This window comes from Rhizobium sp. SRDI969, assembly GCF_025152725.1.
Taxonomy (GTDB): Bacteria; Pseudomonadota; Alphaproteobacteria; order Rhizobiales; family Rhizobiaceae; genus Rhizobium; species Rhizobium leguminosarum_I.
On record NZ_CP104035.1, the window covers coordinates 1,715,827 to 1,729,026 of the forward strand.

Here is a 13,200-nt window from a genome sequence, read left to right on the forward strand (position 1 = left end):
CGGCGATCCCAATCCCCCTTTGTGAACGCCGTTTCACATCCGGTCGAGGCCCGATCAGGCTTTGGCTGGGCCATCTCTGTTGCAACGACCTGGAACGACGATGCTCGATATCAAATGGATCCGTGAGAATCCCGAAGCGCTCGATGCCGCCCTTGCCAAGCGCGGCGCGGAGCCTCTGGCCCAAAGCCTCGTTGCCCTCGATGAAAAGCGGCGCTCCGCCGTGCAGAAGGCGCAGGATTTGCTGTCTCGCCGCAACCTCGCCTCCAAGGAGATTGGTGCGGCGATGGCTCAAAAGAATAGCGAGCTTGCCGAGAAGCTAAAGGCCGAGGTCGCCGAACTCAAGACCCTGCTGCCGGCGATCGAGGAAGAGGATCGGCAACTGACGGCCGAACTCAACGACGCTTTGTCGCGCATCCCGAACATCCCCTTCGACGATGTCCCGGTTGGCAAGGACGAGCATGACAATGTCGTCACCCGCACCGTCGGCGAAAAGCCGCGCTGGAACCACACGCCGAAGGAGCACTTCGAAATCGGCGAGGCGCTCGGCTATATGGATTTCGAGCGCGCCGCCAAGCTCTCCGGCTCGCGCTTCACGGTTCTGACCGGGCCGCTCGCCAAGCTCGAGCGCGCGCTCGGCCAGTTCATGATCGATCTCCACACCAGCGAGCACGGCTATACCGAGGTCAGCTCGCCACTGATGGTGCGCGACGAGGCTGTTTATGGCACCGCCCAGCTGCCGAAATTCGCCGAGGATCTGTTCAGGACGACGGACGGCCGCTGGTTGATCCCGACGGCCGAAGTGACGCTGACCAATCTGGTGCGCGAGGAAATCCTCGATCAGGAAAAGCTGCCGCTCCGCTTCACCGCGCTGACGCCGTCCTTCCGCTCGGAAGCAGGCTCTGCCGGCCGTGATACGCGCGGCATGCTGCGCCAGCACCAGTTCTGGAAATGCGAACTCGTCTCGATCACCGATGCCGAGAGCGCCGTTGCCGAGCATGAACGCATGACCGCCTGCGCCGAGGAAGTGTTGAAACGCCTCGGCCTGCATTTCCGCACCATGACGCTTTGCACCGGCGATATGGGCTTCGGCTCGCGCAAGACCTACGATCTCGAAGTGTGGCTGCCGGGACAGAATGCCTTCCGTGAAATCTCCTCCTGCTCGATCTGCGGCGATTTTCAGGGCCGCCGAATGAACGCGCGGTATCGCGGCAAGGAAGACAAGAGCAACAGGTTCGTCCACACGCTGAACGGTTCCGGCACGGCCGTCGGCCGCTGCCTGATCGCCGTCCTCGAAAATTATCTGAATGAGGACGGTTCCGTCACGATTCCGGACGTTTTGCTGCCTTATATGGGCGGATTGACCAAGATCGAACGGGCGGCCTGAGGCGATGCGCATCCTGCTTACGAATGACGACGGCATTCATGCCGAAGGCCTTGCCGCGCTGGAGCGGATCGCGCGCACGCTGTCCGACGATGTCTGGATCGTGGCGCCGGAGACCGACCAGAGCGGTCTTGCCCATTCGCTGAGCCTCTCCGAACCTCTGCGGCTGCGCAAGATTTCCGAAAAGCACTTCGCCCTGCGCGGCACGCCGACCGATTGCGTCATCATGGGCATCAGGCAGGTGATGGACATCAAGCCGGACCTTGTCCTCTCCGGCGTCAATTCAGGCTCGAACGTTGCCGACGACGTGACCTATTCCGGCACGATTGCCGGCGCCATCGAGGGCACCATGCAGGGCGTGCGCTCCTTCGCGCTCAGCCAAGCCTATCTCTATGAGGACGGCGCGCGCATCGTGCCCTGGGAGGTCTGTGAGACGCATGCCCCGGCTCTTTTGGAAAAGCTGATGGTCCTGGACCTGCCGGAGGGCACGTTCCTCAATCTCAACTTCCCGAACTGCCGTCCCGACGAAGTCGATGGCGCCGAGGTGACCATGCAAGGCAAGCTGGCCTTCAATGTGCAGGTCGACGCCCGCTCCGACGGCCGGGGATTTCCTTACTACTGGCTGAAGTTTGGCGAACGCGCCGGCGCCTTCATCGAAGGCACCGATATTCACGCCCTGAAGCATAATAAGATTTCGGTAACGCCTTTGAAACTGGATCTGACCGATTATTCCGTGACGGACCGCGTGGCGCGGGCCTTGGAATACGGAGCACAAGTTTGACGGCAAGACTGGCGGAGAAGGAGGGCTTTGCTGCGCTGGTCCTTAGATTGCGTGCCGAAGGCATCTCCGATCTCGATCTGCTGACGGCGGTCGAGCAGACGCAGCGCTCACAGTTTGTGCCGCCGCAATTTGCCGACGACGCCTATTCGAGCCGGACGATCCCGATCGAATGCGGCTCTTTTCTCGAAGGCATCGATTTTGCCGTCCGCATCCTGCATCACCTGAAGCTCAAGCCCGGCCAACGCGTCCTGGAGATCGGCACCGGAAGTGGCTTTACCGCCGCCGTCATGGGCCGCGTGGCCGAGCGTGTCCTGTCCATCGACCGCTACAAGACGCTGACGACGGCAGCGCAACGGCGCATGGAATCGCTTGGCCTGCGCAGCGTCATCATCCGCCACGCCGACGGCAGCGCCGGCATGCAGGGTGAGGGCACCTTCGACCGCATCCTGGTGACGGCCGCCTTCAACGCGATGCCGCGCTTCTATACCGACCAGCTCGTTTCCGGCGGCTCGATGATCGCGCCGCTGATGATTTCCGAGAATGAGTGTCGCATGGTGCGGCTGACGAAAACCGGCAGCCGTTTCGAACGCGAGGAACTGTTCGACGCTCCATATCTGCCGATCGTTCCGCGCCTTGCCTCACTGCTGTAGATGTCGACGACTTCAGGCCGCATCGGCCTGAAATCCGACCAACAAAAAACCAGAGGATGAGGTTGTGCGAAAGCCACTCAGGCTTTTTGGGATCATGCTCGGCACACTGCGATTTTTCACCCGTAAGCTATGGTTATCAACTTCTCAAAAATATCGCACTGATTCCAGCATCTTAACCGCGTGGTAATACTAACGCGTTTTAATAGACTCACAAATGGTTGCGTTCTCAGTGGGTCGAGTCATGCGTTTCAATCTTTCGCCAAAGTTCGGGAAGTCGGCCGGTAACCTTCTGGTTGTTGGCCTGCTGGCAAGTGCCGCAACGGGCTGTAGTTCCGATGTGACACGGTTTGGCGGCTTGTTTTCCTCCTCCGGGCAGGACCAGATCACCACAAGTTCCATTCCGCGCAGGAATATGAACGGTTCTCAGGGCGATCCGGTGCCGCGCGCCGATCTCGGCGGTTCGGCCGTTGCCAGCCAGTCGGGCTACGGCGGCGGCAATGACGCGCTGAACCAGCCTTATCCCGCACGCCAGGGTTACGATCCGACCCGCACGTCGAGCTCGAGCGCGCGTCTCGCTTCGGCGCCGGTCTCGGTGCAGCGTTCCGAGTTGGCGGCGCCGACGGCTGTTGCCCCCTCCCGGCAGCGGGAAAAGGAAGTCGCGCTCGCCCAGCCTTTCCCGTCTGCGCCGCAGGCTGAAAAGCCGCGATTGGTCGCGCCGGCTGCGCCGAAGATGACGCCCGATACGCTGACGACCGGCACGACGCCGAAGGTTTCCGGCTGGTCCGCGACCAACGCGCCTTCCGTGACGCTGCGTCCGGGTGAAAGCATCGCCACGCTCTCCAGGCGTTTCGGCGTCCCGGAAAAAGAAATTCTGCGCGTCAATGCTCTGAGGACGGCATCTGCCGCCCAGCCTGGCCAGGCGATCCTGATCCCGACCTTCAACGGCGGCAATGCCGCCAAGGCGGCATCGCAAGCGGCTGACCTTTCCAAGCCCGCCAAGATGCCGGAGGCGCCGAAGACGCCTGAGCAGAACGTTGCCGTCATTCCAGGCGCCAATTCAGCCCGCGACAAGACGCTGGCGAGTGCCGATACCACCGGCAAAATTCCCGCCGGCACCGGCAAGGATCCGAAGGCGCCTGCCGGCACCTATGTCGTCAAGCAAGGTGATTCCCTGGCGAAGATTGCCAAGGCGACTGGCAGCAATGTCGACGACCTCAAGGCCGCCAATAATCTATCGGCCAACTCGCTCCGCATCGGTCAGGCCCTGAAGATCCCGAACGGCACCGCCGACAATATCAAGACCGCGTCGATCCCGGCCGAGAAGGTCGATTCGAAGCAGACCCAGCCGGCGGCTGCCCAGCAGACGGCGTCCGTTCAGCCCGCGCCCTATAAGGCGCCGGCCGCTACCCAGACCGTCGACGATGCCGAGAAGAAGTCGGACGTCAGCTCCGCCGCACCGGAATCAACCGGCATCGGCAAATACCGCTGGCCGGTGCGCGGCCAGGTCATTGCTTCATACGGCGCCAACGTCAACGGCAACCGCAATGACGGCATCGACATCTCGGTACCGCAGGGCACGCCGATCAAGGCCGCTGAAAACGGCGTCGTCATTTATGCCGGCAACGGCCTGAAGGAACTCGGCAACACCGTTCTCGTCCGTCACGACGACGGCACTGTCACCGTCTACGGCAACGCCGATACGCTGAGCGTCACCCGCGGCCAGAAGATCCAGCGCGGCCAGACCGTCGCCGTCTCCGGTATGAGCGGCGACGTCAAGCAGCCGCAGGTCCATTTCGAGGTGCGCAAGGACGCGTCCCCGGTCAACCCGATGACTTTCCTGGAATAGGTACTGCGTACCAGGAAGCGCAAAAGCCCGGCCAACAGCCGGGCTTTTGTTATTTCAGGCTCTGTCGATGTGAACGCGCATGCGCCCGGCCAAGTCCTGGATATACTGCCAGGCGACACGGCCGGAGCGGGCGCCGCGGGTCGTTGCCCATTCCAGCGCCTCGGCATGCATCTTGTCGCGTTCGAGCCCGAGCTTGAAATGATCGGCATAGCCATCGATCATGCCGAGATAATCCTCCTGGCTGCATTTGTGGAAGCCGAGCCAGAGGCCGAAGCGGTCGGAAAGCGAAACCTTCTCCTCGACCGCCTCCGATGGATTGATCGCCGTCGACTGCTCGTTTTCCATCATGTGGCGCGGCAGAAGGTGGCGCCGGTTGGAGGTGGCGTAGAACAGCACATTGTCCGGCCGCCCTTCGACGCCGCCGTCGAGTGCCGCCTTCAGCGACTTGTAGGCAGTGTCGTCGTGATCGAAGGAAAGATCGTCGCAGAAGACGATCACGCGGTAGGGCGTGTCCTTCAGGAGGTCGAGCAGATGGGGAAGGCTGGCGATATCCTCGCGATGGACTTCGACCAGCTTCAGCAAGATGCTGCTTTCGCGCCTGACATCTTCGTGGACGGCTTTGACCAGCGAGGATTTGCCCATGCCGCGCGCGCCCCAGAGCAGCACATTGTTGGCGGGATACCCCTCGGCGAAACGCACCGTATTTTCATGCAGGATGTCGCGCACATGATCGACGCCGCGGATGAGCGTCAACGCCACCCGGTTCGGCTTCTTGACCGGCTGCAGATGCTGGCGCAATGGCACCCAGACGAAACAGTCGGCAGCGTCCCAATCGTTGAGGGCAGGTGCCGGTCCGGCAAGACGTTCGACGGCGTCAGCGAGCCGTCTCAGTTCGGCGAGCAGGGCTGTGTTGATTTCCTCGGTCATCGGTGGCCTCCTGATTTCTCACTGCGGCAATCCGCTTTGATCTTTCGATGCCGCTAATGCATGTCGCCCGGAAGTGTGGAGCGGTTCCGGATAACGACATGCTTGAAAACAAAAGATCTAAAGCGCGTCGCATCGATCAAGTTCGATGCGACGCGCTTTAGCATGGCGTTTTGACGGCGGAAAGGTTATGAGGCAGCGGAATCGGTACTGTTTCCGGCTGTTTCTGTTGCATTCATCGAAGCCGTAACTATAGTCCGGCAACCTGAAAAGAGAGGCGGAGCTCCGCCGCCCAAGCCTGAGGAGTTTAGCATGTTCATCACCCCGGCATTCGCCCAGAGCGCGACCGATACCGCAACGGGATTCGGCGGCTCCGGTTTCGAAATGATCATCCTGTTCGTGCCGCTGATGGTCGTCTGGTACTTCCTGCTGATCCGTCCGCAGCGCGCACAGGCAAAGAAGCGTGAGGAAACCCTGAAGGCGATCCGTCGCGGCGACCAGGTCGTCACCGGCGGCGGTCTCGTTGGCAAGGTCACCAAGGTCGTTGACGAAAAGGAAGTCGAAGTCGAGATCGCTGATGGCGTGCGTGTGCGCATTGTCCGCAGCGGCATCTCCGAAATTCGCGTCAAGGGTGAACCGGTCAAGGCCGACGCGGCGTAACAAGCGATAACGGCAGGACCGCCGGATCGGAAGATCGTCGAGAGAATGTTGCATTTTTCCCGCTGGAAAACACTTCTGATTTGGCTGGTCGCGTTTGCGGCCATCGTCATCGCTGCGCCCAATCTGCTGACTGAGGCGCAGCGATCCTCCCTGCCGGACTGGTTGGGGCACGACCGCTTGACGCTCGGTCTCGACCTGCAGGGCGGCTCGCATATCGTTCTGAAGGTCGAGCGTTCCGATGTCGTCAAGGACCGCCTGGAGGAGTTGGTCGCCAATGTGCGTAACGCGCTACGCGGCGCCGGCATCCGCTATACTGGGCTGACCGGCAATGACCAGACCGTCACCGTCCGCATCACCGATCCGGCCCAGACACAGGCGGCGGTCGATCTCCTGAAGCCGTTGACGACGGTTGGTGGACATTCCGGATCTGAGGTCGCGCTTCGGCAGGGCGAGGAGGGGCAACTCTCACTGCAGATTTCCGACGCCGGCATTACCGCTGATGTCGCTTCCGCCCGGAGCCGCTCGCTCGATATCGTTGGCCGCCGCATCGCCGGATTCGGCTATGAAAATTTCCTCGTTCGCCCCGATGGCGCCGACCGCATCGTCATGCAGGTGCTGGGATCGGTCGACGCCGAGCGGCTGAAGAACATCCTGAACCAGCCCGCCAAGCTTTCCTTTCATCTGATTGACGAAAGCATGTCGGGGCAGGAGGCGCTGAACGGCCGCTGGCCTGCAACGTCGCAAGTCCTTTATTCCCTCGACGATCCGCCGATTCCCTATCTCGTCGACCGCACGGCTTTTGTCACCGGCAGCAACATGATCGATATCGAGCCCATCGTCGATCCGCAGACGCAGGAGACCTCGATTGCCTACCGTCTCGATGCGGAAGGCACACAGCGGCTGGCGCAGGCGACGGAGCAGAATATCGGCAAGCACCTTGCCATCGTCTTCGACGACCAGGTGATGTCGTCACCGGTCATCGATGCGGCGATCACTGGCGGCGAGGGCCGGATTTCGGCAAACTTCTCCGAGGACGGCGTCCGCGACCTTGCGATCATGCTGCGCGCCGGCGCCTTGCCGGCGACGCTGACGAGCGTTGAGGAACGCAGCGTCAGCCCGAGCTTCGGCGCCGATTCCATCTTCAACGGTCTCGTTGCCGGCCTTGTCGCCGTCGTGCTGGTCGCAGCACTGATGATCGCCCTCTATCGTATTCTCGGCATCATCGCCGTCGTCTCGCTCTTCCTCAACCTGATCCTCATCGTCGCGGTGCTCAGTCTTGTCGGTGCGACGCTCACCTTGCCCGGGATTGCCGGCATCGTGCTGATCGTCGGCATGGCGGTCGATTCGAACGTACTGATCTACGAGCGCATCCGCGAAGAGGAAAAAACCACCCATTTCTTTGCCGAGGCCGTCGGCCGCGGTTTCTCGCGCGCATTTGCAACGATCGTCGACGCGAATGTGACGATCTTCATCGCCGCCATCATCCTCTTTTTCCTTGGCAGCGAATCCATCCGCGGTTTCGCGGTGACGCTGGCGGTCGGCATCCTGACGACCGTTTTCACGGCTTTCACGCTGACGCGCTCGATCGTTGCCGTCTGGCTGAGAAGGCGCCATCCCCGGCATCTGCCGAAGAGCGTGCTGACCCATCTTTTCGAACACGCCAATATCCGTTTCATGGGGATCCGCCGTTATGTCTTTACGGCGTCGGCGGTCATCTCGCTGATCGCCATGGCCGCCTTTGCTACCGTCGGACTGCATCTCGGCATTGATTTCACCGGCGGCTCGCTCATCGAGGTGACGGCAAAGCAGGGCAATGCCGACATCGCCGATCTCCACGAGCGCCTCAACGATCTCAATCTCGGTGAGATCCGTGTCGAACGCACGGGCGGGCCGTCGAATGCGCGGATCCGCATCGCTTCCCAGGGCGGCGGCGAAAATGCCGAGCAGTCGTCGGCGACGCTGGTGCGCGGCGAGCTCCAGGAAGATTATGATTTTCGCCGCGTCGAAGTCGTCGGCCCCGCCATCTCGGGCGAATTGACGATGATGGCGACGCTCGGCGTGCTGGCAGCACTTGCGGCGATCCTGATCTACATCTGGATCCGCTTCGAATGGCAATTCGCGGTCGGCGCCATCGTCGCAACGCTGCACGACGTCATCATCATGCTCGGTCTCTTCGTCCTCACCGGCATCGAGTTCAACCTGACGAGCATCGCCGCCGTGCTGACCATCGTCGGTTATTCCCTGAACGATACGGTCGTGGTCTACGACCGAATGCGCGAGAATCTGAAGCGATACAAGAAGATGCCGCTGCCGATCCTGATCGATGCATCGATCAACCAGACGCTGTCGCGCACCGTTTTGACCGCGGCGACGACGCTGATCGCCTTGCTGGCGCTCTTTCTCTTCGGCGGCGAAGTCATCCGTTCCTTCACCTTTGCGATGCTCTTCGGCGTCGCTCTCGGCACCTTCTCTTCGATCTATATCGCCGCTCCCGTGTTGATCGTCTTCCGGCTGCGGCCGGAGGCTTCCGACGGGGAAGAGAGCAACAAGACGGATGCTGGTGTAAAATCCGGCACGGTGGTTTGAAACATGGCAAAAGGCATAGAAATCCGCGCCGCGCATTTCCCCGGGCGCGCTCCGATCGATGCTTATGGCAATGGCGGCTTTCGTTTTGCCGACATGTCGCATCGCGGCTCGATCCTTTGCCTGCCCTCCGGCATTCATGGCTGGGACATGGACATGTCGAAACCGCTGTCGCCTGAAAATTTTCGCCGGGTGCTGGATGAGGCCGCCGATATCGAGGTTCTGCTCGTCGGTACCGGAACCGAGCTTCGCCGTCTGCCCGAGGAATTGAGGCTGGCGCTGAAGTCGCGCGGCATCTCCTCCGATCCGATGAGCACCGGCGCTGCAGTCCGCACCTTCAATATCATGCTCGCCGAGCAACGCGCCGTCGCCGCGGCATTGATTGCGGTCTGACGATGACTGAAGCGCATATTGCGATGAACCAGGAGATCTGCCTGGCGATGCTGCGTGACAGCGATCGCGACCGCTATCTCGCCTGTCTGCTGTCGCCGGAGGAAAAGCGCGGCGCGCTTGCAGCTCTTTATGCCTTCAATGCCGAGCTTGCCCGCATCCGCGATCTCGTGCACGAGCCGTTGCCCGGCGAGGTGCGGCTACAATATTGGCACGACCTGCTGGAAGGCAGCGCACACGGCTCGACGGCAGCCAATCCCGTCGCAGCAGCCCTTCTGACCGCGATCGAAACGCACCGCCTGCCGCGCAAGACGCTGATCGACATGATCGAGGCCCGCACCTTCGATCTCTATGACGATCCGATGGAGACACGCCTTTCGCTTGAAGGCTATGCCGGTGAAACGGCATCGGCCCTAATCCAGCTCGCAAGTCTCGTGCTGTCGCCGGAGGAAGCCGCACGATCGGCCGACGCCGCCGGCCATGCCGGCGTCGCCCAGGCGGTCGCCGGATTGCTGCTGCTGATGCCGCTGCATCGCCGCCGCGGCCAGGTGTATATTCCGCTGCAGATCCTTTCCGCCACCGGTCTCGATCGCGATGCCTTCCTTGCTGGAAAAGACAGGCCGCGCATCTCTGCTGCCATCGAGGCCTTAGCCGGTCTTGGTCGCGAACATCTGGTGAAGGCGAGGGCGGCGGGGCCGATTGCGCCGGCCGTCTTTCCAGCCTTCCTGCCGGCGACGCTTGCCGAACCGGTGCTCGTCAAAGCGCAGAAGCGAGGCGCGTTGCTGTTCGACCGACCGCTGCAGCCGCCGCAATGGCGCCGCCAGCTGCGAATGGGACTGGCAGCAACCCGCCGGAAAATCTGATATCGGTCAAATTCGCGCAAGTCTCGCGCGTTACAAGGCTTCCACCGCTACCCTTTGAACGGAGACTCGGCGTGGGCATTATCGTCTGGTGCGTTCTTTTCGCCATCGTCATTTTCATTGCTTTTGTGGCAACGCGCATGGCCGCGCAGAACAAGGAAGACGGCCTGCATGACACGGGCCTCGCCATCATCGAATTCGGTCGCGCCTTTCCGAACGAGGCGATCCGTCAGTTGCAGGCGACGGAAAACGGTCAGGCGGTCTTCGTGCGCCTGCATGACAACAAGGCGGGCTTCATGCGCAACATGTCGCGCCACTTCGCCTGCCATCTGATCGAGCCGGGTCGGGTGCGCGTGGTGGGCTCGGAAACGGGCCGGGGACTGGTGATCGACTTCCTCGATGCACCCTATCACAACGCTGATTTCGAATTCGCTTCCGCCAAGGAAGCTTCGGAGGTTTCGCTTTGGCTGCTCGGCAATTATATCGCAGAGCCGGATAAAGATCTGCCGACAGGCAATATTTCGGCGGCGAACAAGCAGTAATGCATGTCGCCCAAAAGTGTGCAGCGGTTTTGGGAGGACGACATGCATAAAGGCAAAGACTTCGAGCGGGTCGCATGAACCGGTTCGATGCGACGCGTTTGAAAACGCCGGTCAGGCGCTTTCGGCAAGCGTCGATTCTTGACCCAGCCAGGCGGCGCAATCTGTAAGAGCGCGCCGGGCGATCAACTGCCGCTTCATGATCGTCTTGTCCTTGCCACGAAAGCGCTTGACGCCTTCAGGCTTGACGATCGAACCCGGCTGGAGCTCCGGAAACAGCCCGAAATTGATGTTCATCGGCTGGAACGATCGTTTGCCCGGCTCTTCGTCGGTGACCAGGTGTCCGCCGGTGATATGACCGAGCAGCGAGCCGAGCGCTGTCGTCGCCGGCGGCGGCGAGATCGCCTCACCCTTGCGTTCGGCGGCGGCGAAACGCCCGGCCAACAGCCCGACGCTGGCGCTTTCCACATAACCCTCGCAGCCGGTGATCTGGCCGGCGAAACGCAGGCCGGGCCGCGATTTCAGCGTCAGCGACGGGTCGAGCAAGGTAGGGGAGTTGATATAGGTATTGCGGTGAAGCCCGCCGAGACGGGCGAATTCCGCATTTTCCAGACCCGGGATCATCCGGAAGATGTCAGCCTGTGCGCCATATTTCAGCTTCGTCTGGAAGCCAACCATATTGTAGAGCGTGCCAAGTGCATTGTCCTGCCGCAGTTGCACGATGGCATAGGCCTTGACCGTCGGATTATGCGCGTTCGTCAGCCCCATCGGCTTCATCGGTCCGTGGCGCAGTGTCTCGCGGCCGCGTTCGGCCATCACCTCGATCGGCAGGCAGCCGTCGAAATAAGGCGTACCCTCCCATTCCTTGAAGCCGACCGTGTCGCCTGATATCAGCGCGTCAACGAAGGCATTGTACTGCGCCTCGTCCATCGGGCAGTTGATGTAATCCTTGCCGGTGCCGCCAGGCCCGACCTTGTCGTAGCGCGACTGATACCAGCAGATATCCATGTCGATGCTCTCGCGGTAGACGATCGGCGCGATGGCGTCGAAAAAGGCGAGCGAATCCTCGCCGGTTTCCGCCTGGATGGCACTCGCGAGCGACGGCGCCGTCAACGGTCCGGTGGCGACGATGGCAAGATCCCAATCCTTCGGCGGCAGGCCGGTGACCTCTTCACGCACGACGGTGATCAGCGGGTGGTCATGGACCGCTTTGGTCACTGCCTCGGAGAAACCGTCGCGATCGACGGCGAGCGCACCACCGGCCGGTACCTGGCATCGATCGGCAGCGGCCATGATCAGCGAGCCCGCCATGCGCATCTCAGCATGGATGACGCCGACGGCATTGCTGGTCGCATCATCGGACCGGAAAGAATTGGAGCAGACAAGTTCGGCAAGACCATCGGTCTTGTGCGCATCCGTGCCGCGCACCCCGCGCATTTCATGCAGGAGGACCGGAACGCCGGAATTGGCGATCTGCCAGGCGGCTTCCGAACCTGCAAGCCCACCGCCGACGACGTGGATAGGGGAATAGGAGATCGTGTTCATTCCGGGCTGATATCATGTCGGCCGGTGCGATCCAACACCCCGAAATCAAAAACGGCGCCCTGGGCGCCGTCTTGGAAGCATCGTACTCGCTATTAGCGGAACGAGCGGGATGCGATATTCCGGATGTCGTAGCGGCTAACGCCGATATCGGACAGGGTCTGGTTCGAAAGGCCGCCGAGTTCATTGAGCGTGCGACGGTAGCTGAGCCAGCTTCTTGCAATGCGGATCGGGTTCATTGTCTTCTTCCTATGTCCGCGGGACGGCGGGATCGCCTGTCTCTCTGCGGTTGATGTTTATATAGGCGAGAACCGTCCGATTGTGCAGTGCAAATAAAAGGCGTCTGCCATGCAATTGTGCACTATGATGCTCTTCAATTAAGCAGAGGATATTTTTTGAGCGGGCTAAACAAGCGGAAAAACATGCAACCACCGCGGCCACCACGTGCAGACAAAAGAAACGCCCGCTGCGGATACAGCGGGCGTTTCAATCGAGAATAATCCTGCTTGGGAGGAGCAGCGGATCGCCTGGAATTAGCGGTGAGAAGCCTCACGGGCAACGCGATGGATGTCCGAACGGTCGATGCCGAGATCGTGCAATTCGCGGTTGGTCATGCGGCCGAGTTCCGTGACGGTCTGACGATACTTGCGCCAGTTATTGAAAGAGCGAGAGAAGTTCATGTTAAGCCCCTTTCCGAGGGTTTTATTCGCCAGCAGCCACCGATCGGCGCTGACCTCTATTTGATAACTGGAATATATGTTGCGATGCGAAAGACTAAAACAGCCAAGTTTTCAGATCACCTATGCGAGATATGCAATGCTCAAAAGGTATTTGACGCAGACTTACCATTTTTTGGCCAACGAATAGGCAGAATGACTTTTGAGAAAGCAGTTCGATTTGGAGAGGCGAATGAAGTGCCATAGCAGAAAACGCTGCTTCCTCCGGTGATTCCGCTCGTCCATTCCGCTGCAAAGAGGCGTTCCGCTTCGGATTGGAAGTCGCCCACCCCTTCGCGGGGTTGGTGGTGCGGCGTGACGACAATGT

General features: G+C 61.0%; 13 protein-coding genes. 9 read left to right on the plus strand and 4 right to left on the minus strand.

All coding sequences use genetic code 11. The features are described from left to right. Nucleotides 1-100 precede the first annotated feature (100 nt). The 4 genes from serS to N2A41_RS08665 all read left to right on the plus strand — a co-directional run bounded on the left by serS (nucleotide 101) and on the right by N2A41_RS08665 (nucleotide 4,658). The gene (serS, locus tag N2A41_RS08650; RefSeq protein WP_260110734.1) at nucleotides 101-1,384 is read left to right on the plus strand and encodes a serine--tRNA ligase; all 1,284 of its coding nucleotides are present in this window, start codon (nucleotides 101-103) and stop codon (nucleotides 1,382-1,384) included. 4 nt (nucleotides 1,385-1,388) lie between these two features. Then, nucleotides 1,389-2,162, plus strand: coding sequence for a 5'/3'-nucleotidase SurE (gene surE, locus N2A41_RS08655; protein ID WP_260110735.1), 774 nt, complete (start codon nucleotides 1,389-1,391; stop codon nucleotides 2,160-2,162). Continuing rightward, nucleotides 2,159-2,812: a protein-L-isoaspartate(D-aspartate) O-methyltransferase gene (locus N2A41_RS08660; RefSeq protein ID WP_017964059.1), complete on the plus strand. Its 654-nt coding sequence runs from the start codon at nucleotides 2,159-2,161 to the stop codon at nucleotides 2,810-2,812. Before surE ends, N2A41_RS08660 begins: the two co-directional genes overlap by 4 nt. Nucleotides 2,813-3,053: 241 nt before the next feature. Next, a complete protein-coding gene (locus N2A41_RS08665) occupies nucleotides 3,054-4,658 on the plus strand; it encodes a M23 family metallopeptidase (RefSeq protein ID WP_170280563.1) in 1,605 nt (534 codons plus the stop codon). A gap of 54 nt (nucleotides 4,659-4,712) precedes the next feature. Here the strand turns inward: N2A41_RS08665 and N2A41_RS08670 are convergent, their stop codons facing one another. Then, the gene (locus N2A41_RS08670; protein WP_260110736.1) at nucleotides 4,713-5,585 is read right to left on the minus strand and encodes an ATP-binding protein; all 873 of its coding nucleotides are present in this window, start codon (nucleotides 5,583-5,585) and stop codon (nucleotides 4,713-4,715) included. 309 nt (nucleotides 5,586-5,894) lie between these two features. On the opposite strand from N2A41_RS08670, the gene yajC reads away from it, so the two are divergent. The 5 genes from yajC to N2A41_RS08695 all read left to right on the plus strand — a co-directional run bounded on the left by yajC (nucleotide 5,895) and on the right by N2A41_RS08695 (nucleotide 10,617). After that, nucleotides 5,895-6,242: a preprotein translocase subunit YajC gene (gene yajC, locus N2A41_RS08675; RefSeq protein WP_003558894.1), complete on the plus strand. Its 348-nt coding sequence runs from the start codon at nucleotides 5,895-5,897 to the stop codon at nucleotides 6,240-6,242. Nucleotides 6,243-6,287: 45 nt separating this feature from the next. Next, on the plus strand, nucleotides 6,288-8,828 hold the full coding sequence (gene secDF / locus N2A41_RS08680; protein WP_260110737.1) for a protein translocase subunit SecDF: 2,541 nt from the start codon (nucleotides 6,288-6,290) through the stop codon (nucleotides 8,826-8,828). A gap of 3 nt (nucleotides 8,829-8,831) precedes the next feature. Beyond that, a complete protein-coding gene (locus N2A41_RS08685) occupies nucleotides 8,832-9,218 on the plus strand; it encodes an Mth938-like domain-containing protein (protein WP_003539009.1) in 387 nt (128 codons plus the stop codon). 2 nt (nucleotides 9,219-9,220) lie between these two features. Next, the gene (locus N2A41_RS08690) at nucleotides 9,221-10,078 is read left to right on the plus strand and encodes a phytoene/squalene synthase family protein (RefSeq protein WP_260110738.1); all 858 of its coding nucleotides are present in this window, start codon (nucleotides 9,221-9,223) and stop codon (nucleotides 10,076-10,078) included. Nucleotides 10,079-10,149: 71 nt separating this feature from the next. After that, entirely contained in the window at nucleotides 10,150-10,617 is a 468-nt protein-coding gene (locus tag N2A41_RS08695) for a hypothetical protein (RefSeq protein ID WP_017964066.1), read from the plus strand. 111 nt (nucleotides 10,618-10,728) lie between these two features. On the opposite strand, the gene trmFO is transcribed toward N2A41_RS08695, so the two are convergent. From trmFO to N2A41_RS08710, 3 genes are all read right to left on the minus strand, one after another. Beyond that, complete coding sequence (gene trmFO / locus N2A41_RS08700; protein ID WP_260110739.1) at nucleotides 10,729-12,159, minus strand: methylenetetrahydrofolate--tRNA-(uracil(54)-C(5))-methyltransferase (FADH(2)-oxidizing) TrmFO; 1,431 nt, start codon at nucleotides 12,157-12,159, stop codon at nucleotides 10,729-10,731. Between the two features lie 92 nt (nucleotides 12,160-12,251). After that, on the minus strand, nucleotides 12,252-12,395 hold the full coding sequence (locus N2A41_RS08705; protein ID WP_003539017.1) for a DUF1127 domain-containing protein: 144 nt from the start codon (nucleotides 12,393-12,395) through the stop codon (nucleotides 12,252-12,254). Nucleotides 12,396-12,689: 294 nt separating this feature from the next. After that, the gene (locus N2A41_RS08710) at nucleotides 12,690-12,836 is read right to left on the minus strand and encodes a DUF1127 domain-containing protein (RefSeq protein WP_003539019.1); all 147 of its coding nucleotides are present in this window, start codon (nucleotides 12,834-12,836) and stop codon (nucleotides 12,690-12,692) included. Between the last annotated feature and the right edge of the window lie 364 nt (nucleotides 12,837-13,200).